Origin of the sequence: Bacillus cereus group sp. MYBK95-2, assembly GCF_051915225.1 — a bacterium.
Classification (GTDB): domain Bacteria; phylum Bacillota; class Bacilli; order Bacillales; family Bacillaceae_G; genus Bacillus_A; species Bacillus_A cereus.
The window spans coordinates 30,017-55,934 of the sequence record NZ_JBQAEH010000005.1 but is presented as its reverse complement, the minus strand read 5'-3'; the positions used below and the strand labels follow the sequence as shown (position 1 = coordinate 55,934).

Sequence of the window (25,918 nt, the reverse complement as noted above, 5' to 3'; positions counted from 1 at the left end):
CATGCTGGAGCTTATAAAAGGAAAATTAAAAATTGATGGGAATGAAGAGGATACAGTTATCCAACTTCTAATCGATGGAGCAAAAGAAGCTTTACTAGGTTCTGGTGTTCCTGAAAGTGAAAAGGCCCTTTACAAAATAGCGGTAATTACACATGTTTTATTAAACTATGAGAATCAAGATAAATCATTAAATGTCCCTGTGTTAAAACAGTCATTAGAAACTACCATATTACAATTAAGGGACTATAATAACGGTGATAATCATGAATCCAAGTAAATTAAATAAAAGAATAACAATTCAACAGGAAATTACAAATGAAAAAGATGAAGAAGGGAATCCAATTCCACCAGAATGGAAAGATGTTGTCACTGTTTGGGCAAGAGCAAAAACACCATTTGGAAAGGGATTTAACTATGAAATATTCGCTGGAAATACTGAAAATGCGGTACGAACAGTGAATTTTTTTATGCGATTTCGTAGGGGAATTGATTCGAAAATGCGAGTCTTATATGATGACCGACTCTTTGAAATAAAAGCTGTTGTAGATGTTGATGAACAACATCAAGAGACATGCTTGGTGTGCGAGGAGCGATCTATATGGCAGAAGTAACAACCTTCGGAATACAAGAAGCAATTCATCGTTTTGAAGCTTTAGGAAGAAGTGTAAAAACAATTGAAAACTCAGCATTAAAGAAAGGTGCTGAGGTAGTAAGGGATGCTTTAGAGGTAGAAAGCCCAGTAAGTGCACATCCAAAGCCACCTTCACCAAAAGAATCATGGAGAACAGGTAAACATGCAAAGGACGAGGTGCTTGTCGGAAAAATAAAAACTAGAAATGGAGTCAAATCAATTAGTGTGGGGTGGGAAAGAGATGATAATTCCCCACACTTTTATATGAAATTCCAAAACTGGGGAACAAGTAAAATGCCACATCCACCACATAAAGGCTTTATTGAGAAGACAGTAACTCACACGGAAGTAAAGGCAGTTCATGAGATGCGAAATGTCTTTGCAACGGCATTGCATATCGTATGAGATTCTTAGAAAGAGATGTGTTACGTGCACTTACAACGCCTCATATTGTAGAAAAAATTGGTGGAGAATATATCTACAATATGATTCGTGGTGACGATAACGGAAAAACATGGATTACTTATTCTGAGTTAGATAATAGTGCTAGGAGATACGCGGAGGGTGCGGAATCTACTAGCATTATTTTATTTCAAGTAGACATTTGGTCTTTTAGCCCTGTTAAGGGTGATTTAAAAGAAGCAGTAAACACTTCTATGAAAAATATAGGATTTCAGCGTATTACAACAGCAAATTTATATGAACCCGATACGAAAATCTATCATTATGGTATGAGATTTCGTACAGAATTAAAAATTTAGGAGGAAAACAAATATGGCAATTGCAGTCGATTTTAGAGATTTACATTATGCGATTTTGACAGAAACACCAGATGGTAAGTTTACGTATGCAGCACCTAAGAAAATTGGAGATGCAGTAAGTGGCAAGGCTTCACCTAAAAATGAATCCGTAACGTTCTACGCAGAAGGAGGTCCACTAGCAACAGCAAGTGCCTTTGGTGGTGTGGAGATTGAACTAGAAACAGCGGATATTTCATTATCTACTTACGCTGAATTATTAGGAAAGAAACTAATTAAGGGTCAGGTAATTGATAATGTAAATGATGTTGCTCCATATGTAGCGTTATTATATCGTTTACCAAAAGATAATGGGAAAAATCGTTTTTATTGCTACTACAAAACGAAGTTTGAAATTCCTGAAGATGAACACAAGACAGCAGAAGACAAACCGACTTTCCAATCAGCTAAAATTAAATGCAAAGCGATCCAACGTTCAGATGGAAACTGGAGACATCGTTTAGATGAAGAAGAAACAGGATATGATGCAACCGTTGCATCGAACTGGTTTAAAACAGTTCCAGCACCACCAACAGAAACGGCACCATCACTTAGCAAATAAAATTATAAAAAGGGTACAGCTCAATGCTGTGCCCTTTATTTATGAAGGGAGATTCAATTATGCAAGAAAATCAAAAGACAGAATCGTTTAAATTGGTTTTAAATCTACCCACTGGTAAAAAAACTTTCTTTTTACCAACATACATTTCGTCTACTGATGGTTTTGAAGCAGCTGAATGGACAGAGAAATTGAGTGTTGAGAATGTTCACTTTGATGTACTAAAAGAAGCTACTCATTTTGTTGTTAAAGTGTTTGGAAATCGATTTACAGTGGAAGAGTTTCTTGAAGGAGTACACATTTGGTTTTTAACATCAACTATCTATGCAATTTGTTTAGCAATTGTAGGTCGTATTGCTGAGGCTGTGGCAGTTATTAATGCTATTGACTCAAAGACAAATTCGGCAAAAAAAAAGAGACAGAGAAACAGAAAGAACCATTCAAACCAACAGAAATGATGTTGGGGATATATAGCATGTTACAAGATTCTGGTATGTCCCAAACAGATATTAATCAGATGGATCTAGTACTTTTCTTTAAAACGTTAGCTTATAAGAAAAAGCAAGAAGATAAAAATGTAGTCCGAACAGCAAATCAGGCCCCAGATTGGTTATAAAGGTAGGTGAGACAAATGGCTGGAGATATGGAGATTGGTGCACGAGTTACGCTTGATACCCAACGCTTTGAAAATGGAGTAGCAGGAATTAATCGTGGTTTACGTTTGTTAGATTCAGAGTTCAATTTAACGAGTGAAAGAGCTAGATTACTTGGTAATTCTGTTGAACAGTTACAAAATAAATTAACTCATTTAAATGAAAAATTCACATTACAAGGTCAAAAGGTGGAACATTACCGCCAAAAGATTGAACAAGCAAGACAAAAACAAGAACAATTACAAGCTTCAAATTTAACATTGGCGGCATCGATGGAACGTCTTGAAACACAGTATGATCAGGCTGTACAAAATTTCGGACGTAATTCCCAAGAAGCCAAACAATTAAAGCAAGAATTAAAACAACTTCAAGCTGAATACAAATCTAACGGTCAGGCGCTTCAACGATTAAATACGCAAATCGATAACAATACGATTGCTATGAATCGTGCTGAAACAGCTCAAGAGCGAATTCAAAATGAAATAAGAGAAACAAATCGTGAATTAGCCGAGCAACAAAATCGTCTTCATCGTACCGGAGAACGGATGCGCGATACAGGAAATAAAATGCAAGATGTAGGCGGACAGGTCGGTACTACCTTTGCGGCCATGACTGGGGTTATTGGTGCTGGACTTGCGATGGCTGTAAAGGAATCTATGAATTTCGAGCAGAAGATGGCTGATATTCAAGCAGTTTCTGGTGCAACTGGCGATGAAATGAATAAAATTAGCGAACTTGCAGTACAGATGGGGGAAAAAACAAAATATTCATCTGTGGAAGCAGGGCAAGGTATTGAAGAGCTAATTAAAGCAGGGGTAAGCCTAACAGACATTATTAATGGAGGTTTAGAGGGTGCCTTGAACTTAGCGACAGCTGGGGAATTAGAATTGGGGGATGCAGCAGAAATTGCTTCTACAGCTCTAAATGCATTTAAGGATGATAATTTATCAGTAGCTCAAGCAGCTGATTTATTAGCTGGTGCAGCAAATGCTTCAGCAACTAGTGTTGGAGAAATGAAGTTTGGGCTATCAATGGTTTCTGCGGTTGCAGCTGGTGTGGGACTTAGTTTTAAAGATACAACAACGGCATTAGCTTTATTTGCACAGAACGGCTTAAAAGGTTCTGATGCAGGTACGTCATTGAAGACAATGTTAGCAAACTTAATTCCAAAATCTAATGAAGCTTACGATATGTTTAGTGATTTGGGATTAATAACAATCGATACTGGCAAAGCAATGCAGTTTCTTGGAGAAAAAGGGATTAAACCAACTTCAAATTCATTTAAAGATGTAACTGGTGCTTTATCTGAGTACGCAGCAAAACAAGCCGGTGTGAAAGTTGGTTCTGAAAAAGCAGAGAAGGCGTTTCAAAAATTAACTTTTGAAACGGGTATTATGACAAATGCTTTTTTCGATTCAAATGGTAATTTGAAAGAAATGTCCGATATTGCTGAAATTCTTCAAATGGCAATGCAAGGATTAACGGCTGAGCAAAGACAGTCGTACATGTATACATTATTTGGGTCAGATGCTATTCGTGCCGCTAATATCCTTTATAAAGAGGGCTCAGATGGTGTGAAAAATATGTATACGGAAATGTCAAAGGTAACAGCATTAGAAGTTGCTGAGACAAAGATGAATACAACAAAAGGAAAAATTGAAGAATTAAGTGGTGCTGTAGATACTCTTAAAAAGTCATTTGGTGATGCGTTATTACCTATTTTAGTTGATGTAGTATCTGGTGTTCAGGGTGTCGTAGATTGGTTTAACAATTTAGATGAATCGACACAACAAATGATTGCAAAAAGTGCTTTATTGGCTTTCGGGATAGCAGGAGTAACGACCGCTGTAGGATTTTTAGCAATGGGGATAGGTGCTTTATTAGCAAACCCGATTGCTTTAGCTATTACTGGAGCTGTTCTTGCAGTAGGGGCGCTAGGTATAGCAATAGTTGATCTGAACGAAAAATCCAAACAGGCACAAACTGATATGGATAAGTTTGGTCAAAGAGTAAGTGACGCAACGAGTAAAGCAGCTGGTGCTTATGTGGATTTAAAAGATAAAGCTATCAATAACATGATGGATTTAAAACTTAAAACAGGTGAAGAAGCGAATAAAGCAGCGGACGAAACCATTAAAGCTTTTCAAAGAATGACAAATGAAGTTATTAAAGAGTTAGAAGGAAAGAAAAGCGAATTCAATAAAATGTTTAGTCAGTTGATGGGAACTGTTCCTGAGGGTGCTAAACAAACCCTAGAACAAGTGAAAAATAACGTCATTGAATCCATTAATAAAGAGATTGAAGTTGCTACACAAGCGGAAAAGATTTTAGAAGAGGGTATTAAAAGGTATCAAGGGGATACCATGAAAATGCCAAAAGATTTCGCTCAAAAATTCGAACAAGCATTACAGGTTGCTGATAAAAACGTTCAACAATTCTACACAAAAGCAAAGGAAATCACTTCTATTTCGAAAGAAATTGAAGCAGGCGGCATGCTATCTTTAGATGCTGGAAAAAAACGGTTTGAAAGCATCATAAAGGTTTATGAAGATGGTGTTAAATCTTTAGAAAAGCAAACCAAAGGTTGGCGCGAAAATATAGAAAAAGCGTTTAAATTAGGCGAAATTAAACCGGAAGAAAGAAAAGCGACATTAGATGCTATTGCACTTTATGAATCGAAGCATGTAAATGACTTGCAGACAATTAGAAATGATGGATTTAAAGTGTTACAGCAACATATGAAGGAAGAAGATTCAGAAGTTTTGGCATCACAAGCTAAAAGGATAGAAGCAGAAGACAAGGGATGGGGCGCAAGGTTCAAAGCGGCATATGGATTCCGTGAAAAATCGGCTGATTTGGAACAACGCTTTAGAAGTGATCAAGAGAAAGCTGAAAAAGATTATCAAGATAAATTACTTCGATACGAGTTGCAATATGGCAAATCTAAAATTGAAAGTATAGGAATGTATCTTTCTGAATTACAAAAGGGTACAGAATCATCTAGATTGTTAGCCGAATCAATGGCAAAAGAAATTGATGGCAAAATGAAAATTGATTTAGGGCCAGCTGGACAATTCACAATTGATACATTCTTACAGAAGCTTCAAAAGGGTGAATTAGATTCTTCAGCTGTAGCAACCGCAAATGCTAATAAACTAAAAGAAGTTTATAAAGTGGATTTATCACAAAGTGGTATTGAATCCATGCAAAAATGGATTGATGGTATTAAAACAAAAGATACTGGTGAAGTAAGAGAATTCCTAAGTAAAAATATGCAAGGTAATACCACGATTGATTTAGGAATCTACGGGAAAATGACAATGGATTCGTGGATTACAGGACTTCAAACAGGGACCTTATCTTTTGATACTGTATTCCAATTCTTTCAACAAAACGTTAAAAACGGAATGAATGTTGACGCTACTCAAGAAGGTCAGAATAACATTCAAACTTTAATTAATGGTATGCAAATTGGGGCATTATCTTTACCACAAGTCGCACAGACTATGGGGCTAGATATTAAAAGTAATGTTCAAGTAGATCTTGGTGAAGCAGGACAATTTAATGTACAGACACTTGTTCAAGGTATGCAAAATGGCTCCATTAACGCTGAACTAGCAGCGAAAGCAATTGCTTTACTAGTTGAAAATGGAGCGAAGTTAGATTTAACACAAGTAGGATTTGATATCAGTCAAACGCAGGCTAATGGTATTTCTGGTAATACAGCTCCTGAAAATGCGGCAACAGGAAAGAAACAAGCCGTAGAGGGGATCATGGGAAGTACTACAGATGGTGGTGGTGGAAGTAAGAGTGGAAGCGAACTAGGGCAAGGGATAATAAGTCAAGATGGTTATATCAGGGGGAGCGCTTTGCAAGTGGTTGCTAGTGCTCATACCGGTTTTAACACAATCAATGGTAACCCAGCAGGTAATCAAGGTGGACAAGGCTTCGGGAGTGGTATTGTAAATCAAAAAGGTTATATCAGAGGAAGTGCTCTAGAAGCGGTTACTTCGGCTCATGCTGGTTTTAATACAATCAATGGTACTCCACAAGGTCAAAAAGGTGGTAGTCAGTTTGCGCAAGGTATGGAAAATACAAAAGGGCAAGCGAGATCGAGCGGTTCTAATGTAGCGGAAAGCGGTAATTCTGGTCTGAAAAGCGTTAGTTCAGTGAGTCCTGGTGAAGCATTTTCTAGTGGATTTGCTAAAGGTATTTCTAATGGTGAATGGAATGTACAAAATGTAGCATCTAGTTTAGCGCGAGGAGCATTCGAAGCGTTAAAGGCTACACTTAATGTGAACTCACCATCAAAGCTAACTAGAGATCAGGGCGGGAAACCTTTTAGTGAAGGGTTTGCTCTAGGTATTCAAAAAGGATCTTATATGGCTGAACGTGAGAGTCGTACGCTTGGTTCAAAGGCAAATAATGCTTTAGTAAATGAATTAGCATTAGGAAGTAGTTCGAATAAAATGCTAGTTACAGGCGTTCAAATGGCAAACGGAATTGCAGAAGGGATTAAAACGCAATATTCTGTCGTACGAGATGCATTACAAGATACAGTATCAGGAGCTGTTAATAGTGTACGTTCATTAAAACCCGAAGAAATATTTAGTTTTCAAGGTGATGACCCATTAACTAAATATTTTAATGCAATCTTTGTAGATGGAGATTGGCAAAATGATTGGATTACACATATTCCTGAAAGCATGCGTGATATGGTTAGAGAAATAGGTCGTCAAATGGAACGGTTCGAAGGGCTCTCTATTTATGATGTCGGGAACCTTTCTAGATGGAGAGAAGTGCTATCTGACAACCCTAATGTCGTTCAATATAGACCTGATAATGATAATCCAGATAAACAACCATATACAAAATCAGGCCCAACATATATTGAAATCCCAGTCATACTAGACGGAAGAGAAATAGCTCGCGTAAGCCATCCTTACGTAACTGAATATCAGAATAGAGAAAAAGAAAGAAACTCAGTCTTTTAGATTTGAGTTTCTTTTTTATAAAAGGAGGTAAATAATGAGCTCTTTTTCATTTAATGGGGAACGAAAAAGTTACATTCACATAGAAAGAGGATGGAAAAGACCAGCATGGGCACCATTAAGAAGAAATTTGTTAAATGCTCCAAGCTATCAAGGAGCGAGACTATTAAGTACAGATACTGATATGCGTGTTTTACCTGTACCTGTTGGAATTATAGCACCAAATGGCATTGGTTTAGAAAGATTAAAAGAAGAGATAGCATCCTGGTTAATTACAGAACAACCAGCAGAGCTTATTTTCGATATAGAAAATGACAGGACCTATTTAGCTGTTGTGGATGAAGAATTCAACATCGATGAATTTGTAGATATCGGAAAAGGTGTTTTGAAGTTTATTTGTCCAATGCCTTTTAAATTAGGCCCTACAAGAACCGTAGAATTTCAAGCGGATGAGCGTGGGCTAGTGGCGAATATTCAAAACAAAGGGAGCGTCGAATCTAACCCAATTATTGAAATTGAAGTAACGAAACCCTCCACTTTTCTTGATGTATGGAATGGAGATAATTATTTTCGTATTGGATGGCCGCTTAGAATGGATCAGGTGCCTGTTGAGAGAAATCAACGTGTTATGTGGGATGAAATGTCTACCATTGTAGGATGGACTAATGTCCCAAATTCAGAAGATACGATTGGAGGCGGAGCGTTCAAAGTGGATGCAGGCTCACGCCTAGTTCCGGTTTATTTAGGTGAAACAAACATAAGAGGTTGGCATGGTTGCATAGCCAAAAAGAACATTCCGCAAGGGCCGCTACAAGACTTTATTATGCAAGCGTATGTTGGGGTAAGAAGCTCTCACCCCGATCAAATGGGGCGTGTTGAAATTGGTTTGTTAGATGAAAATAGCGACTATGTAGCTCGTATTTCTATGAATGATGTCCATTGGCAAGCTGAACAAAATACAGGTTTCGCTAAACTCGGCAACAAAAAGAAACCTGTCAGCGAGCGTGTACTTATAAATGAACCAGGAGACCATCCTACTACATGGAATCAATATCGTGGTCGTTTGTGGTTAGCACGTACCGGTAATAGGTGGGAAGCGTATATTTCTAAGTTTTTATGGAATACCGAAAAGGATGACTCGGAACGTTTTGTCGTGTGGGAAGACGAAAATAACGTGAATATGGACAAAGTAGCACAAGTTCAAATCAGCATCTGTCAATTTTCGGATAACATGTTTTGTACAGATATGAGCATTGATGATTTGAAAATTTGGAAAGTCAATATGAATACCCAAGATAATCCGCCTTATATTTTTGATGTTGGAGATAAAGTAGTTATTGATACCGAGCGAAGTCTTGTATCAATCAATGGTAAAAAAGCTATTAATCTAAAAGATATATTCAGCGATTATCCAGTTATTAACAAGGGGTTAAACAAACTTGAAATTATGCCTTCCGATGTAGGAATAGCCAAAGTAACGTATAGGGAGAGATATCGATGAGAGCACCTAGCGGCACACTTCATGTCATTGATTTTAAAACAGATCAAATCGTTGCTAATATCCAGCCGCAAGATTATTGGGATGATATACGTCATTGGGAGATTAAGAACAATATCGATACGTTAGAGTTTAAAGTGTTTGATAATACAGAGCATGCAGCGACACTCATGCAACAAAATTTAGTATTAAAAGAAGTTCGTGATGGGCGAATTGTTCCGTACGTTATAAATAATGAAGCTGAAAAGGATTCAAGAGATAGATCACTTACTGTACGTGCTTCTGGAGCATGGGTTCAGATAGCAAAAGACGGTTATATCATGCCACAACGTATAGAAGGTAAAACAGTAAATCAATTCATGGATATGGCCCTTGCAGGTACGAAGTGGAAACGCGGAAAAACAGAGTATGCGGGTTTCCATACAATGACTATTGATACCATTATAGATCCTCTTACCTTTTTAAAGAAAATAGCTTCTTTATTCGATTTAGAGATTCAATACCGTGTAGAAGTAGTTGGTTCGCAGATTGTTAGCTGGTACGTGGATATGGTGAAAAAACGCGGTAGAGACACTGGTAAGGAAGTAACTTTAGGTAAAGATTTAATCGGTGTTAGACGTATTGAGCATTCTAGGGATGTTTGCACTGCCTTAGTTGGATTTGTCAAAGGTGAAGGGGATACTATTATCACAGTTGAGAAAATTAATGATGGTTTACCTTACATTACTGATAGTGATGCTTTTCAACGGTGGAATGAGAAGGGGAAGCATAAATTTGGTTTTTATTCTCCAGAGACAGAAGAACAAAATATGACGCCGCAACGTCTTTTAACTCTTATGAAAACAGAGTTCGCAAAACGCGTTAATACTTCTGTTGTTTACGATGTAGAAGCAGCGGCTATAGGGCGTGTATTCGGACTATCTCACGAGCTAATTAATGAAGGTGATACAATCCGAATTAAAGATACTGGATTTACACCGAAACTTTATTTAGAAGCACGTGCAATCGTTGGTGACGAATCACATACTAATCCTTCACAAGATAAATACGCGTTTGGTGATTATCGTAAAATTACTGATCCAAATGAAGAAATGCGGAAATTATACAATAGAGTACTTGCTTCTTTAGGTAATAAAGCCAATAAAGAACTATTAGAACAACTAGAAAAGTTAGCAGAAGAAGCGAAGGGTACAGCCGAACAAGCTCAAAAAGAAAGTAAAGCGGCAAAGGATATAGCAGAAAAGGCTAAAGATTATATGGATCAAAACCTTGTAGATATTATAGAGGGAGCTAATCCACCTACTACTAATCTCAAACCAAATAAAACACTATGGCGTGATATTAGCAACGGTAAGCCTGGTATTTTGAAAATATGGACAGGCACAGCGTGGGAACCTGTCGTCCCTGATACAGGACCATTACAGCAAAGTATTAAGGATGTTCAAAAAGATATTGAAACTACTAAAACGGAATTGAGCCAAAAGGTTCAAGACGCACAAAATCAGACGACAGGACAATTCAACGAAGTAAAAGAAAGCTTACAAAGTGTTAGTCGCACAATTTCTGATGTGCAAAATGAACAAGGTAATATTAATAAAAAAGTAACTCAAATAGAGCAAACCGCAGATGGATTTAAAACTTCTATTGAATCGTTAACAAAAAAAGATACTGAAATCAGTAATAAATTAAATACAGTCGAACAAACCGTAGAAGGCACAAAGAAGACAATTTCTGATGTGCAGCAAACAACAAGTGAGCTTAAGAAAACAACAACTGAAATTAAAGAGCAAGCAGGGAAAATCAGCGAGAAGCTAACAAGTGTAGAAACGAAAGTAAACAACATCAATGATGATGTAACCAATTTACTAGTTGACTCAGGTACTTACGAAGGAGCTCTATACGATGCTTCTAAGAGTCCTAGATGGCACTTGAAAGGATCAGGAGCTAGAATTTCTACAGATTCTTACAACGGTAATGCAGTCTTTGAGGTTCAGTCTTCGTGGTCAGGAATAGGTTACAACTTTAGAGATTTAGTTAACAGAGGCGTTATCAAAGTAGGGGACAAAGTAAATTATTCACTTTATGCTCGCATGAAGGGACTTCCTAACGGGGAATCCCGTGAGCATGTATTCTTCTTTAGACCTCCCGCAACAGGTCTCCGCTTCCCAGCTGTAACTAATGAATGGAAACGAGTAGGGGTAAGCTTTACAGTTACGGCTGATATGATGGCAACTAGTGGGAGTGTAGTAGAGAGCTTTTTCCGTACTGAGATAGAAGTTAACGCAGGTGGCTCGAACTGGTATCAACAAAGTCAACATCAATTAACTGTAGGAGATAAGGTTTACACTTGGAGGCCAGCGCCAGAAGACTTAATAACAAATGGTGAATTCACCAAGAAAACAACCGAGATAGAAAAAAGTGTGGATGGCGTAAAAACTACTGTATCAACTGTTCAAAAAGATCAAGGTACAATGCAAACTACCTTGAATCAAGTTAAACAAGCAACGGATTCTAATTCACAAACCATTACAACTCTATCTCAAACGCAAGGCAAACAAGGAGAAATTATACAACAAAACACGAGTGATATCACACAGTTGAATAATCAAATTAAATTCAAAGTAACAGATACTCAAATGCAGGAATATGTAGGTGGATTAGGTTCTACTAATATGTTACTTAATACTGCATTTGAAAAGAGAGATATAGATAAGAACTCTGGTGCAATTACCAATCGTACTCCTAGTATGGATAAATGGAATATTGCAAATCCCTCAGGAACAACTGTAGTAGCTGAGACTGTACGAAACCGAGAAGGATATAACTCAGTTAAGATTGAAGACTTGACGGCTACAGTAAACCGCTACACAGGTGTAAAACAGAGCATTCCTGCTTCTATCTCTAGTGGGGACTATGTAGCTTCTGTATGGGTGTATACGGACGATAAGACGACAATTAACCAAGGAGGACAGTTATACCTACAGTTCTATAATGGAGCTACAGCAGTAGTAGGACAGCAGGGTGTAGATATTACAGCGTCACTTGTTAACGGTCAATGGAAGCTATTTACTGTCAAGATTACTGCTCCTGCTGTGACAATCACTACTTTACAGTTTGAGTTATGGGTGAGACAAAAAGGGCGTATATGGGTTTCTCAGCCTATGCTACAACAGGGCTCAACTCGTTCTACATTTATGGAAAACCCTAAAGATATAGGAAACTATGACGCTCTAGTTGGTGAGATTGCTAAAAAAGTAGCTACTAGTGATTTCAACAATAAAGTCACTCAAATGGAAACTACAATCAATCAGCAATCTAATCGTATAGACCTAAAAGCAGAGAAAACGGATGTATACACCAAAACAGAAGCAAATGGTCAATTTGGAAGTAAAGCAATGGTGGAAAAGCATGAAAGCTCTATTACATTAATGTCTAATCAAATTAATTCTACAGTCAAAAAAGGCGATATTATCTCTTCTATCAATCAAACGGCAGAGCAAATAACAATTGATGTTTCAAAGCTTGCTATTAACGCAGCGACAATTGTAAAGTGGCTTACGGCTGAAGGAATTGATACCAACTTTATATCTGTTCGTGGTGATAAAATTACCATCGATAAAAATGGTGTAACTGTTAAAATGCTAGACTTCCTTTTTGAAGATGAATGGGGAACGAAAACAACCGTTATACCGAAACGAAATTTAATAGCCGATCATGATTTTTCTAGTGTTCCAAAATTGAACATAGGTACCCCAAATTATCAGGGGTTTGGTGCTGGATATGGTCTACCTTGGAAAGTACAAGGAAACGGTGTAGTGATAGAAAATAACACTTTTATATTTAACTATGAACAAATGGTAAATGCAGTACGTGTCGACACGTATAATTACCCAGAAACAAAAGTTCAAAACGGGATTCATCCAGGAAACTCTTATACATTGTCAGCACATTATAGAACCGCACAGATCAATGGTGTGCGTACAACTGCCAAACCACGATTGCAGGTATGTTTTGTTACACCACTCGATGATGTAACCTATAAAATTTGGCATGAAATATATAAAGATTTTCCAGATCCATCTACATTTTATGGTGAAATTAGAAGGTATCATTTCACATTTACCGTTCCTAACAATTACAATCCACAAGAACACATGATTGTAGTTAAAGTTACAGCTGCAAATGCGCAAGTTTCTGCTGGTAGAGCTGTTTGTGTGAGTGGGATAACATTGGTAAGTGGTAACTACGCTTGTGTATATCACTGGGATCGTGCAGGTTCTGAAAGAGCAGACGGTCTTCAACCGTTTAATAGAATTGCTATAGGCAGCGTAAATAACAACATAGGTCCAGCTGATCATGGGCAGACCTTTGATATAATTACAGAAAAGGATGTATTCATAAATCAACCTATTCTAACGCAGGGAATAAATTTAGGGCGTAATAAGATGGGCCAAGCTGGGTCCATTCGTTTCTTTGATGGTGGTCAAGGCTATGGGTTTTATTTTATGGGAATGGCAGGACAATGGTACAAGCTACCTAACGTTTAGGAGGAAAATATATGGATGATTACAAAGATTTACAAGGTTATCCCTTACAAGCGGGGCAAGGCGCTCCGTTTGCTGGTAGGTTAGTAGATTCAGAAAGAAACGAAAACGGAGTATTTGTACGAATTCCTTTTGATATGCTAAACAATGCCGGTTTATATGGCACGAACAAAGTAGAGGTGTGGGGGGAAACAGATGGAACGATATATTTCCGTATTGCAACAAGATGCGAGATATGTAAACGTGGAGCTCGTCTGTACGCACTGGATATGGGGTTTGCGAAAAAGAATATTTGTTTAGAGTGTTATACATCACTTACAGGGAATTATCCATCACAGCAACCACCAACTAATGAAAATAACACACAAACAGAGCAGGAGCAGCAATAGCTGGTCTTTTTTTATTTTGTATAAAATACGGCTTTTATAAGAAAAGAGGGACAAATAGATGTCTCTCTTTTTATTTTGAAATGAGGTGGTCAAAGTGGAAGGATTACAAGAAGTAAGAAGTGATGTTCAAGAAATAAAGCAAGATATTAAGGACATTCGCTTAGAGATTAAAAGTTTAGAAATGCGGACAACAGGTAACGAGAAAGACATTATCAATATCAATAAGCAATTAGATAAGATTAGCGCTAATACTACCTGGATCTTGCGACTTATTGTAGGTGGAATTATAGGCGCAGCACTCACTTTCTTAATGAAAGGAGGTGGTATGTAATGTTTGAAATTACTGTAATGATTGGAATTGTAGTTGGTCTTTCACAGATTGGAAAAACAATTGGATTACAAACAAAATATGTTCCGTTATTAAATTTAACGCTTGGCATTGTGCTAGGCGTTTTATTTTTGGGCGGAGATATCAAAACAAATGTATTTCAAGGAATCATCATTGGATTGTCAGCAAGTGGATTATTTGACCATACAAAAATTATGAAAAAGGATGTTGATGCTAAATGAAAAACACAATGAAACATATTACCTCTTTACTTATGATTCTAGCACTTGCTAGTTCTTTTGCTACAAGTGCTTTTGCTGATAGAACGCTTATTATTCCTGATTTACCGAAACAACCATACCGTTATGGTGTAGGTGCTTATGAGGGGGTTGTAGCACATTCTACAGCAACTCCAGAAGCTCCAGCTATTAACATTCAAAAATATGAGTCTCGAACATGGAGAAATGCATTTGTTCACTATGCAGTCGATTGGGATGAAACAATCCAAATTGCTGACACAAAATACATTGCTTATGGTGGCGGTCCTGCTGCTAATAAACGATTTGTACATGTAGAGTTATGCGAAACAGCGGACTATACAAAATTCAAACGCAGCTATGATAAATATGTTAAGTTACTAGCTAAAATCTTACGTGACCGAGGGTTATCTGTAGAAAAAGGATTGTGGACACATAGCGATGTAACTCATTACATTGGCGGTACGGATCATGAAGATCCAATTGATTACTTAAAGTCTCATGGCGTTTCAGAAGCTCAATTTAGAGCAGATGTACAACGAGCATACAATAATTCTAGTGTAGATGTTTCTGTTCCTGAGAAGCCATCTAAACCATCGGAAGTACCAACAGCAGTAACAGACGGTATCGCCTATATTGAAGGTTATAACGTTAACTTACGTAAAGGACCAGGTACAAGCTATTCTAAAATTCGTCAACTAAACAAACCAGAATCTTATATTGTATGGGCGGAAAAGGATGGTTGGTTAAATCTTGGTGGAAATCAGTGGATTAAGAAAGATCCATCTTATGTGAAGTTTAATAAGAAAAGTACAGTAGATTCTTCCATTGTTGGAAAGCGCGTTGTTTCAAAAGTTAACAATCTACGTTTCTATGGTGCTCCATCTTGGCAGGATAAAGATGTGGCTGGTTCTGTAGATGCAGGATTAGGATTTACAATTGATGCGAAAGTAAATGTAAATGGTTCACCGCAATATAAAGTGCACAATAGCAAAGGAAAAACATACTATGTAACAGCAAGTGAAGCCTACGTGTATGTGAAGTAGAAAAATCAATTTTTAATTGAAGCGCACCTCCAATTGTTATCTGTATCTAAAAATTGGAGGGGCGCTTTTTATGAGTAAATTAAACAAGCCTATTTAAAAAGTTTCTAGGGATTGAGTTATAAGTGAATAGACTTTCCTCTATACGTCTTTCAAACAGATTAATAAATTGTTTAGGAATATTGTTTCGTGTAATACTGATTCGCGCTATTGTAGGATTAAGATTTCCGATTCTTTTTAAGGTTACATTTTCACAATAATATTGTGTAATGCCAGGACCATGGAAAGTTTCTAAGGGTAGAGGATTTTTTGCATTTGGGTTATGGAATACAAATAGTCCATCCGTTAAAGCTTCTTGGGATTCTGGACTAATAAGACTTACTTTGTATGGTTCATTTTCATCAAGAAAATCCCTATAAAAATTATATACTAACTTCTTATTGTAATCTTGGTTATGCGACGCTACAGTAGCAGTCAGTTTCCCCATAGTAGTTGTAGTTGAAAAAATAACTGCAGATACATCAGTATAACTCTCATCAAAAAATAAACCTAAATCAATCTTTGCTGTTGTAGATTCATTCTTAATTATACTTCTCTTGAGAGTGAAATCATTATCTTCTGGAATAAAATATAGACCATATAACAAAGCCATAATTCCATATATATAATCTCTTCCATAATCAACTTGGGCGTAAGAACCTAGTGCGATTACATATGGGTTCTCTGGAGTTACCCAATCACATTTTAAATATTTATGATACATATTTTTTTTTGCAAGAATTGAAGATGCGTAACGAGTAATTGCTTCCTTCAGTTCGTAATCAAAGTTGGGTTGAAGAAGTGGATGAGTAAACATATTTAAAATATTTGGTAAACCTCTCGTATTCTCTTGAACTCCACCTTGCTTAATATTAGAAACTGTAGCTTCCACCATAATGTTTGGCTTGTTTTTTAAGATGAAATCAGGTCTATTATGGCTAAAATCGATTTCATAGCCCATATTTTTAAATACCGCAAAAAGATATATTTCCCATAAATAAGGATGGAAATCTTTTTGAAAGTCTGATGCCATATTATTATCCCTATCGACGAAACCATCAAACCATTTCTCTAATTGTTCTTTTTCATTTTTAAAGGAAGGGTTATCCCTCAAATTTAAAAATTTAGGGTGGAGTTTTTGTTTTATATTTAATTCTTCAAAAAGCTTTGATTTCATAATATTTAGCACCCCTGTTATAATTATATATAAATATATTATAAATGAGTTGTTTGTATATTTCACGAATTGTTGAATGAAATAATATTTCTAGTGTATATTCACAAATTTATCAAACTTATTATAATTTATGCATCTAAAATACAATATGTAAATGTAAAATAAAGTAAGTAATATTAAGAGAAATAGCCAACTTATTTGAACAGGATTTTTCCGGTAATTATCGAAATAGTTTTTTTACATTTTACTTTTATATTTAAGTATAATATTATATTTAAATATAAAAGTAGTTTGGTTAGAGGTTTTTATTTAAATATAAGAAAAAATTAAGATTAATATTTATTAATTCTAATATTTTATATTTTATATTTTGTGTTATTAATATGATATGTTAGGGGACATTGATTCAATATGAAAAAAGTATATGTTGTAAAAACATTAAGTGAATATATTGAAAAGGTTGGAGAATGTAAAGGAATTATAGAATCAAGAAACAATGGAAATAATGAAATGTGGTTTAGGGGACAGGCAAGTCGTAATTATGAACTTCTGCCAAAAGGACTTAGAGAGAATAAGGTTTTGATTAAAAGAAAGCAATATAAACGTCCTGGAATAGATGTTGAAATTTTAGATTTAAAAAAGATGCTTGCCGAATTTAAGAGGAAATCATTAGGGATGATTAACGATAGACCTAAAAATGATTTTGAGTGGATGTTCCTTGCGCAACATTATGGATTGCATACAAGACTCTTAGATTGGTCAACAAATGCACTTGTGGCATTATACTTTTCCATACCGAAAAAAATAGAAATAGACATTAAAAGTGAAGATTATTTAAATCTCTCTGAAGAATACAGTGTGGATTTAAATAACTATAGTGAAGAGAAGATGGAGAAAGCAATTATTAGTGCGATATATTCCCAATCTGAGATAGCAGATAACTTTATCTCTACGGTTCATATATTAAACCCTTCCGAGATAAATAAGCACACAATTGGGGTAGAAGAAGCTATAGATATTTCTGAGGATAACAATAATTATAAGGAGTATTTGAACCCAATAAACATAGAACATACTAAAAATGAATTTCCGATATGTGTACAATCACCATACATAGATAAAAGAATTACCTCGCAATCAGGATGTTTTACACTTCATGGTTATTATTGCGATCAACTTGACTTCTATGAAGTGATAGATGAAAATATGTTTGAAATTGCAATTCCTCATACCTCTTTATTTAAAATTAAAAAAGAGCTAAATCTTATGGGGATAAATGAACATTTTATTTATCAAGATCTACAAAGTTTAGCTGAAACTATTGGTGAAGCTAAAATTGATGATTTTTATCGGAAATAAAGAAAGTAAATGGTTGACTATACTCAATTAGCTTTTTTAAACTAATTTCTAGTTAGATTAGGTGTTTGGATTTTCACTATAATACTGAATAAAATTCTAATTGATATTAATCTACGACCTTTGAGAAAAAATCCGATTACAAGAAATCATTATAATCTCAATAGACAAGCCTGTTATATGGACGGATGAAGTTAGGAAAAAATACACTTTTGAATGTATAGATGTAATTGATATAAAACAAAGCCGACTCTTATGAGTCGGTTTTTATTTTTCCTATTTTAAAAAGGTAGCGAAGTAAAGGTTGAATATTAAGATTGATGTTATAATTTAGAGTAAAGGGATTTACGATATAGGGAGGAAAAAATGAAACGAAAAATATCAAATGTCACAGGGGAAATAATTTTATCTTATAAAGAAAATGGTTATCAAGTAGTATTGGATGAGTTCCATCATGCAAAATGTATTAATATTGTAACTTATAATATCAATACATATGAATATAATTCAATATTGATAAAAGAACTTAGGAAATTGAAAGAATCCACGAAGATAACAATCATCCTGAATATTCCGGATGGTAGTTATTTGAAAAATTTTAAAAATGGTATAGACCAAGACGATATTAACAAGGTTAAATTCAAGATTAAAAGGGCTTTGAGTGTTTTGGAACAAGAGAAATTTGGAAGTTTAGAGGTATATATCAATCTTGAGAATCACGCGAAATTAATTATGACTGATAGCATTGCTTATATTGGTTCACAGAATTTTTCTGATGCTAGTGAAGGGAAATTTGAATTAGGTTTTTTAGTAAAAGATCCAAAAGTAATCCTAAATATTGAAAGAAAGATTTTTGCGGAGATTAAAAGTAAATCAATACACTGTGTCACCTCTGAATATAGGGCTACCATGGAAGAGATATCTGTGAAAATGAGAGATGAGTTGCAAAATATTCGAGAGGATATTTTAACGTGGTATGGAGGTGATTTATTAATTCCTGAACAAGAGATATTTTTAATTGATGAAGCTTATTTTAATAGAGAAAGATGGGATGAATTTAGTGGATTTCATTATAAATTTGAAGATATAATTGAAAAATTAATAGATGAGTATCCTTCTGAATTTAAAAAAGAAGATGCAAGAAGAAAAGTTAAATCTCTAAGGAGATTAGTGAAACTGCTTGTTTCTGAATTAGATGATCTAGCTAATTTTAAAACAAAAAAAGCAGATAGTATGATGTGGGATAAGTTTCATCAACTAGATGAAGGTGAGAATATGGAGGAAGCTCTAGAGGATGCCATGTCATATGTGAAAAATTATAAAGAAGAAAACTTTGGAGAATTAGAATATAGAGGGGAAGAGTTGATTGAAACATTTGATAATATAGAAAAGTGTATAAAGGATATTGGAAAAATTATTGAGGAAATAAAGGATGCCATGATACAAAAAGCTCTCAGTGAAAATATAAAGAAAATTATGAAAGATATTAAAGGTAAATAATATAGAAGAAATATAAAAAAGTGCTAACAAGTTTGCAAACGAACTTGCTAGCACTTTTAAGAAATAGATATAAAATATCACTGATATGTCATCTTTAAAAATAGCCTTATTCAGTTAAATCACACTTATACGAAATGCTCATAAAAGCAGTCTTAATATCAAGAATTCTATTGAGACAGGAGAAAAATTATAATAAGAAATTTCTAGAATCTTATCAGGTAAACAAGGATGCTGAGGCAATTAAATGACCTCCTTTTTCATTTGTTTTTTATACTTTAAATATTTATTAATAGAATGGGTATCTTATGTAAGAGGAAATGAATTTTTTTATTAGGAGGCTGTACTATGTCACATCAACAAATAATGAGACTAATCATGAGACCAGAAATAGGATATTCAGAAGTAAAAGAGCTATCAGTTGCTCAACCTTTTTCAATTCTAGAAGAGAATGGAAACATAGCTGTATATTTAACCCATGACATAGATGATGATAGATGGAAGCGAAAAGAAGAGTTTATAGTATTGGGAACAGGAGACATACCAGAGCCAGATTATGGTCCTATAGGTACAGTAAAAATTGGTAACGACATATTTCATGTAGGTTATCGATCAATTGAACAAAACCAATGATTAAGATTCCTCTTAGATATTACGCGTAAAGAAAAAATATTTATATACTTAAAAAAGAAAAAACTGCTAATAATTAAACAGCGTTTTTTTCTTTTTTAGGTATATAAATTGTCAACTTCGCAGCCTAATATTTCGGCAAGTTTAAAAGCTTTATCTCTGGTAGGATATGAACATCCTTGCATGTAATTACTTATTTAGTTTGGACTAATATTTAATTGTTGCGCTATCCGTCTTTTTTTTTTTAGCCTCTTTTTGTATTAAATCCTCAATATTGCTTTTTAATTCAACCATTTACATCACCTATTATTATATTCACTAAAAGATAAAAAAACTGTTAAGTATAATTTGTATAAAAGCTCAATTAAATTGTATATACAAGCAATTTCTAAGTATAAAAAAGAATATGTATATTACTTAAATAAAAAAGGTTGTGCATTCTTTGATGGTACTGAAAAAATAGTACTAAGAATTCGATTAGCATACAGCCTCATGAGAAATGAAGCATGGATCTATTTGTCTTGTTCGATGACTGACATATAGAAACACCTATACGTTTATAAAGTAAATGATAATAAGAAGACAATTATTCCAGATGTGAAATTCCGAGATGAAGAAGGAATTTTAAATGCTGTAGAAATAGATCGAACTCAGATGATGAATATAAACAGTGAGAAAATGAAAAGGTATGGTGAGTTTACAACTTACTACAAAAATAAATATAAGAGTAAAATACCAATCGTTCATTTTTTACTGTAACAGAATAAAGGCAAAAAACTTTAGAGCAGTTTGCAATGAAGAATGGCGTTTATGTGAAGGCGTATGTTGTCCCGGAATTTCAATAAAAAAAGCTGAATGAAAATCCAGCTCTTTTGCCCCCTTTTTCTTAGTTACGCCCCACCTTTGCACCACTTTGTAGAAAAAGATAGAAAACATTTAGAAAAGGTGTTGAGTAAAAATGTTGATATAACAGGATATTTACAAGGATAAAAAACAAACAAAAAGGGGTGTATCTATATTTAGGGCGAGTACAATAAAAGAAATGAAAAAAGTGCTAACAAGTTTGCAAACGAACTTGCTAACACTTATACGGAATAGGCATAAAATATCGCTGATATGTCACCTTCAATAATAGTTAAAATCAATTAGAAAACACTAAACCGAAATGCTTATAAAATCAAATTGAATATACGTGGTATTGTAATAAATTCAAGCGCAATTTGCTTTGGATAAAAAAGTATTTGAGTTAAATCTAGAGCATGTATTAATAGTATCATGAAGCTTGTAAGAATGATAAAACTACCCCAAAAGAAACTTTTTGAAGTGTTGCGGAAATCTTTTATTAAAGAAAAGAATGAAAAAAATGCGGTAACAATGAGAATAAAAAATTTATACTTATCAGCCATTGTGATCCTCCTAAAGAACAGTAATTTATATTATATTGTATTTTTCAATATTATTATAAAAAGATTTTAAAGTGAATAATAAGAAAAAAATAAAGCCATAACTTAAAATCTTAGTTTAGGTTCTATTGTTTGAATTCTTTGTTTTAGAAGGTATAAAATCTGAAATTGAAAATTTTCCAAATGAACTACCATTTTTTATTTCTAATCCAACATCAAGTGCTTAATGAAATGGTATGAAAGATTATAGGCTAGTGATACGAGATTAAATAAGAGGAATTTCCGTGCAGCAAGAGTTCTAGCTCAGATTTCTACTAGAGAAAAGTATTTAGTTGGAGTTGGTATGTTAATAAAAAACGGATGGATGTCGAAACTAAATATTCATGACATTAAGGACAAAGATCAGGAAATATAATTTGGTATTCTGGGAATAACCGGAGATCCGTAGTTAAGGTTGCATAGTATTTGTATTTTTTTTCTAATTTTTCAATTGTTGTTAAGTGATGAGAACCTAATCCGCGTCGTACACTATGTTGAGAAAGAGTAGGCCCGATTTGTAATTTTCGTTTTTTCATTGCATCGTTCCATGGACTATAAAAAAATTTAAAAATAAAAGCAGGTTCCATGTAAATGCTATAAGGATAATGCGAACCATGTCTCCCGACTCTATAGTTCCCGTGCGAATTATTGTGAATTAATCTACCGTTAAGATATAGTTGGTTTGGATTAGGTTGAATTATTATGCCGTGATAACGTTGTTTAACAAGCGGAGAGCTATATCTTGGATTAGTGTAGCCATGAGTCGGTTCATCAATCATCATAATCATTCTTATTGAAAACATATTGCCGCCCATAGTGTTAAGTGATTTGAAAAATTGTTCTTTATTATAACAGCACAGGAATTCTGTCGTATTCAATACCATTTTCCATCCTGTAATTTCTCTTTCAATTTCCATAACTTCTTGATCAACTAAATAAGCATCAAATTCGAATGATTTTGAGTTTCGTATTTCCCAATTAGGAGCGAATGTTTTACAGATTTCAACTGAACGATCAGTGGATCCACGGTTAATAAGAATGCCATGATCAAATAGCTTTGTATGGTGCATTAACCACCACGGAAGTAAATATTCTTCATTGTAAAAATGAGAAATTAAAGTAGTCTTAATCAAAATCACCTCCGTATTTAACCTGCTTCTTATTTAATATGATATGGAAGGAAACCTATTGTTAGAAGGTTTCCTCTTAAAAGTTTTAAACCACATAGGGTATGTGGATGGATTAGTATGTAAAGTAGTCTGAATGATAAAGAGTGGTATTAAAAAGTACAAAATCTAAAATGAGCATCGAATTAGTGTATAACGATTGAAACGGCACTGAAAACTAATAAAACAGCCATAATGATGTTAAATAATTGATTATGTTTTAATAAAAGTTTTTGGAACATGGAACCAAAAAGGCTCCAACTAAATGTACTCAGTAAACCGACTATACCTAGAAATAATGAGAAAAGTAGAAAACTTGAATATGAATTGTAGTAAGGGAGTATAAAAGTAGAGACTACTGTGAGTCCGAATAATATTCCTTTAGGGTTAACAAATTGAAGGGAAATTGACAATTGACATAAACGATTGTCAATATACGTTAAATAATGGAGACTCAATTCGCTTTAAGGCGGATAGACCGCATACTTATACTAATTCAGGAAGAACATTAACGCGGTTAAGTATGACTATTTATTATCCAGCTTTATAAGCTGGCAATAATATAAAGAGTAAATGTGTATTGTTAAAACCATCTATAAGAGATGGTTTTATTTTTTGAATATAAAAAAAGACACTCAATTGAGTGTCAATATAGTATTGCTCTCGCGTATAGGATTGGAGATGTTCCTCAAATACATATTGAGATGGTCTGTAAAGAAGAAACGATCTTCATCTTTAATGTAACACCGACATGGGGGAAGTGTAAATTGATAATATATATACGGAAAATTTAGTATAGATGTTTTCTACTATGGATATAGTACAATTTATTTTTATTACGTCATCACTCTCGTAATATTTACCAATTGAGTATTTAGATTGTTTATTATAAAAAGAATGAATCATTTTTTAATCAATTCGTATAATTGTAAGAGAGGCACCTGTTGATCCACCTCCAACTAAATTCACGACAGATAATATACCAAATAATTGTAGTGAAATTGTATTACCAGCATTTAAATTAGTAATTAAATTATTACTATAATTTGAAGTTGATAAAGCGGGAGAAAAAATAGAGCCAGGAATTGGCGTAGAAGCGTTTAATAGTAGTCTAGTTCCAGCAAGTAGAGCGGTTGTCGTATTAACTTGATAGGTTAAATGATATCTTCCAGTTACAGGAATTGTAAATACGTCATTTGAAGCGTTAACTGTAAAATTACCAAGACTTTGGTTATTTGAAAGTGGAATGTTTGTTCCTCCTAATATGACTGAAACAGGACCACCTGATGTATTATTAGCGAACATAGAGTTTGTTGTAACGATAGACCCAGTACTTCCGGTAGGCCCAGTACTTCCGGTAGGCCCAGTACTTCCGGTAGGCCCAGTACTCCCGGTAAGCCCAGTACTTCCAGTAGGCCCCGTAGGTCCAGTAAGCCTGTAAGGGAAAATAATGTCAAGGGCCATTGACATTATTTCTTTTTTTCTAATTTCATTATTATCTTGAATATAAATCACCTCATCTTTTTAAATAAGAATGTAATAGATTTAGTACTTTTTAAATAGAATGATTAATTTATTATATTAATTAAAGCGGTTATAGCAACGGTAAAATGTTTAATATATGTAATAATTCTTTGGGAAGAAAAAAGAGAATAGTTATAAAGTTATTCTTTAATGATAGGGTCATAATGATGTGTATGAATTAAAAAACATGTGGAATGAGGTATTAAATTGAAACGCAATGACAATTTATCATTGAATAAGGGGATGATAGGCCCAGAAAATATTGGACCTACATTTCCGATTCTTCCACCAATTTATATTCCAACCGGAGCAACAGGCCCGACTGGAATAACGGGGCCGACCGGAGAAACGGGGCCGACCGGAATAACAGGCCCAACCGGAGTAACAGGCCCAACCGGAATAACGGGCCCGACCGGAGCAACAGGTCCAACTGGAGAAACGGGCCCGACTGGAATAACGGGACCAACCGGAGCAACAGGCCCAACCGGAATAGCGGGCCCGACCGGAGCAACAGGTCCAACTGGAGAAACGGGACCAACCGGAGAAACGGGGCCGACCGGAGTAACAGGCCCGACTGGAATAACAGGCCCAACCGGAGCAACAGGCCCGACTGGAATAACAGGCCCAACCGGAGCAACAGGCCCAACCGGAATAACGGGCCCGACCGGAGCAACAGGTCCAACTGGAGAAACGGGCCCGACTGGAATAACGGGACCAACCGGAGAAACGGGCCCGACTGGAATAACGGGACCAACCGGAGCAACAGGTCCTACTGGGGGCATTGGTCCTATAACCACAACCAATTTGTTATATTACACTTTTGCAGATGGAGAGAAACTTATATATACAGATGCTGACGGGATACCTCAATATGGTACAACGAATATTTTGTCTCCTAGTGAAGTTTCTTATATTAATTTGTTTGTTAACGGAATACTGCAACCACAACCATTATATGAAGTGAGTGCTGGTAAATTAACTTTATTGGATACGCAACCACCATCGCAAGGATCTTCAATTATATTACAATTTATCATTATTAATTAAAAGGACAGTTCCTTAATGAAAAGGAATCTGTCCTTTTTGTTTTATATTTGAATAGTTAAAATTAAGTGAAGGTACATTCAATTTCTAGCTGTTATAAATGGTTGAATGATAGGAATTTTAACTTCAATCCTTTTCGTAGTGTATTGGAATAAAATATAAAATGAATTTTTCAATATAGTATATGAGAGTTCTCTATAATACAAACGGCTTCATGTTTAAAAAAGAGAACACAATCTTAGTAAAAAAATAAGGTATATTTATATGAAAAAAATGGCACTGTTAATTGTTGAGTATATTCAAATTAATATGTGTATTTAAACCTAAGAGATAAACGTGGAAAAATAAAATAA

The 25,918-nt window shown here is 34.9% G+C and carries 22 protein-coding genes and 3 pseudogenes; 20 read left to right on the top strand and 5 right to left on the bottom strand.

Going from position 1 to position 25,918, the window contains the following annotated elements; translation table 11 throughout:
- The first annotated feature begins 1 nt into the window (after position 1).
- The 14 genes from ACTFN4_RS17690 to ACTFN4_RS17625 all read left to right on the top strand — a co-directional run bounded on the left by ACTFN4_RS17690 (position 2) and on the right by ACTFN4_RS17625 (position 15,693).
- Positions 2-277 (top strand): head-tail connector protein, encoded by a 276-nt coding sequence (locus ACTFN4_RS17690; protein WP_439962603.1) that lies wholly within the window; start codon positions 2-4, stop codon positions 275-277.
- Positions 264-611 (top strand): phage head closure protein, encoded by a 348-nt coding sequence (locus tag ACTFN4_RS17685; RefSeq protein WP_439962602.1) that lies wholly within the window; start codon positions 264-266, stop codon positions 609-611. Before ACTFN4_RS17690 ends, ACTFN4_RS17685 begins: the two co-directional genes overlap by 14 nt.
- Positions 599-1,036 (top strand): HK97-gp10 family putative phage morphogenesis protein, encoded by a 438-nt coding sequence (locus ACTFN4_RS17680; protein WP_439962601.1) that lies wholly within the window; start codon positions 599-601, stop codon positions 1,034-1,036. Before ACTFN4_RS17685 ends, ACTFN4_RS17680 begins: the two co-directional genes overlap by 13 nt.
- Positions 1,033-1,392 carry a structural protein gene (locus ACTFN4_RS17675; RefSeq protein WP_439962600.1) on the top strand — a complete coding sequence of 120 codons (360 nt, stop codon included), beginning with the start codon at positions 1,033-1,035 and terminating at the stop codon, positions 1,390-1,392. The genes ACTFN4_RS17680 and ACTFN4_RS17675 overlap by 4 nt, the downstream gene beginning before the upstream one ends.
- A 13-nt stretch (positions 1,393-1,405) precedes the next feature.
- On the top strand, positions 1,406-1,990 hold the full coding sequence (locus ACTFN4_RS17670) for a major tail protein (RefSeq protein ID WP_136999395.1): 585 nt from the start codon (positions 1,406-1,408) through the stop codon (positions 1,988-1,990).
- A 59-nt stretch (positions 1,991-2,049) separates the two neighbouring features.
- Positions 2,050-2,445, top strand: coding sequence for a phage tail assembly chaperone G (gpG, locus tag ACTFN4_RS17665; protein ID WP_277498176.1), 396 nt, complete (start codon positions 2,050-2,052; stop codon positions 2,443-2,445).
- Between the two features lie 17 nt (positions 2,446-2,462).
- Positions 2,463-2,603, top strand: coding sequence for a hypothetical protein (locus ACTFN4_RS17660; protein WP_000938714.1), 141 nt, complete (start codon positions 2,463-2,465; stop codon positions 2,601-2,603).
- A gap of 15 nt (positions 2,604-2,618) precedes the next feature.
- Complete coding sequence (locus ACTFN4_RS17655) at positions 2,619-7,634, top strand: phage tail tape measure protein (protein WP_439962599.1); 5,016 nt, start codon at positions 2,619-2,621, stop codon at positions 7,632-7,634.
- Between the two features lie 34 nt (positions 7,635-7,668).
- A complete protein-coding gene (locus tag ACTFN4_RS17650; RefSeq protein ID WP_439962598.1) occupies positions 7,669-9,132 on the top strand; it encodes a distal tail protein Dit in 1,464 nt (487 codons plus the stop codon).
- A complete protein-coding gene (locus tag ACTFN4_RS17645; protein ID WP_439962597.1) occupies positions 9,129-13,676 on the top strand; it encodes a phage tail spike protein in 4,548 nt (1,515 codons plus the stop codon). Before ACTFN4_RS17650 ends, ACTFN4_RS17645 begins: the two co-directional genes overlap by 4 nt.
- An 11-nt stretch (positions 13,677-13,687) precedes the next feature.
- The gene (locus ACTFN4_RS17640) at positions 13,688-14,062 is read left to right on the top strand and encodes a hypothetical protein (RefSeq protein ID WP_439962596.1); all 375 of its coding nucleotides are present in this window, start codon (positions 13,688-13,690) and stop codon (positions 14,060-14,062) included.
- Positions 14,063-14,156: 94 nt separating this feature from the next.
- A complete protein-coding gene (locus ACTFN4_RS17635) occupies positions 14,157-14,393 on the top strand; it encodes a hemolysin XhlA family protein (protein ID WP_000398737.1) in 237 nt (78 codons plus the stop codon).
- The gene (locus ACTFN4_RS17630; protein WP_000461725.1) at positions 14,393-14,632 is read left to right on the top strand and encodes a hypothetical protein; all 240 of its coding nucleotides are present in this window, start codon (positions 14,393-14,395) and stop codon (positions 14,630-14,632) included. The genes ACTFN4_RS17635 and ACTFN4_RS17630 overlap by 1 nt, the downstream gene beginning before the upstream one ends.
- On the top strand, positions 14,629-15,693 hold the full coding sequence (locus ACTFN4_RS17625) for an N-acetylmuramoyl-L-alanine amidase (protein WP_439962595.1): 1,065 nt from the start codon (positions 14,629-14,631) through the stop codon (positions 15,691-15,693). The genes ACTFN4_RS17630 and ACTFN4_RS17625 overlap by 4 nt, the downstream gene beginning before the upstream one ends.
- 79 nt (positions 15,694-15,772) lie before the next feature.
- Here the strand turns inward: ACTFN4_RS17625 and ACTFN4_RS17620 are convergent, their stop codons facing one another.
- Positions 15,773-16,906 (bottom strand): hypothetical protein, encoded by a 1,134-nt coding sequence (locus tag ACTFN4_RS17620; RefSeq protein ID WP_439962594.1) that lies wholly within the window; start codon positions 16,904-16,906, stop codon positions 15,773-15,775.
- A 411-nt stretch (positions 16,907-17,317) separates the two neighbouring features.
- Between ACTFN4_RS17620 and ACTFN4_RS17615 the strand changes: the two genes are divergently transcribed.
- The 4 genes and pseudogenes from ACTFN4_RS17615 to ACTFN4_RS17600 form a co-directional block, all read left to right on the top strand.
- Entirely contained in the window at positions 17,318-18,265 is a 948-nt protein-coding gene (locus ACTFN4_RS17615) for an FRG domain-containing protein (RefSeq protein WP_439962593.1), read from the top strand.
- A gap of 363 nt (positions 18,266-18,628) precedes the next feature.
- Complete coding sequence (locus ACTFN4_RS17610) at positions 18,629-19,762, top strand: phosphatidylserine/phosphatidylglycerophosphate/cardiolipin synthase family protein (RefSeq protein WP_439962592.1); 1,134 nt, start codon at positions 18,629-18,631, stop codon at positions 19,760-19,762.
- A 345-nt stretch (positions 19,763-20,107) separates the two neighbouring features.
- Complete coding sequence (locus tag ACTFN4_RS17605; RefSeq protein ID WP_322360104.1) at positions 20,108-20,392, top strand: hypothetical protein; 285 nt, start codon at positions 20,108-20,110, stop codon at positions 20,390-20,392.
- Positions 20,393-20,782: 390 nt separating this feature from the next.
- Positions 20,783-21,234: pseudogene (locus tag ACTFN4_RS17600) on the top strand (replication-relaxation family protein); the annotation flags it as partial.
- A gap of 324 nt (positions 21,235-21,558) precedes the next feature.
- On the opposite strand, the gene ACTFN4_RS17595 reads toward ACTFN4_RS17600, so the two are convergent.
- From ACTFN4_RS17595 to ACTFN4_RS17585, 3 genes and pseudogenes are all read right to left on the bottom strand, one after another.
- Positions 21,559-21,795, bottom strand: a complete 237-nt coding sequence (locus ACTFN4_RS17595; RefSeq protein ID WP_000774113.1) for a hypothetical protein — start codon at positions 21,793-21,795, stop codon at positions 21,559-21,561.
- 386 nt (positions 21,796-22,181) lie between these two features.
- Positions 22,182-22,964 (bottom strand): glycosyltransferase family 2 protein, encoded by a 783-nt coding sequence (locus ACTFN4_RS17590; protein ID WP_000598280.1) that lies wholly within the window; start codon positions 22,962-22,964, stop codon positions 22,182-22,184.
- Between the two features lie 179 nt (positions 22,965-23,143).
- Positions 23,144-23,404 (bottom strand): annotated as a pseudogene (locus ACTFN4_RS17585) (lysine transporter LysE); the annotation flags it as partial.
- Between ACTFN4_RS17585 and ACTFN4_RS17580 the strand changes: the two are divergent.
- Positions 23,395-23,547, top strand: a pseudogene (locus tag ACTFN4_RS17580) (cupin domain-containing protein); the annotation flags it as partial. The pseudogenes ACTFN4_RS17585 and ACTFN4_RS17580 overlap by 10 nt on opposite strands.
- A 359-nt stretch (positions 23,548-23,906) precedes the next feature.
- Here ACTFN4_RS17580 and ACTFN4_RS17575 read toward each other — a convergent pair.
- The gene (locus ACTFN4_RS17575) at positions 23,907-24,512 is read right to left on the bottom strand and encodes a BclA C-terminal domain-containing protein (protein ID WP_439962591.1); all 606 of its coding nucleotides are present in this window, start codon (positions 24,510-24,512) and stop codon (positions 23,907-23,909) included.
- A gap of 216 nt (positions 24,513-24,728) precedes the next feature.
- On the opposite strand from ACTFN4_RS17575, the gene ACTFN4_RS17570 reads away from it, so the two are divergent.
- Complete coding sequence (locus ACTFN4_RS17570; RefSeq protein ID WP_439962590.1) at positions 24,729-25,568, top strand: DUF4183 domain-containing protein; 840 nt, start codon at positions 24,729-24,731, stop codon at positions 25,566-25,568.
- Positions 25,569-25,918: the final 350 nt, after the last annotated feature.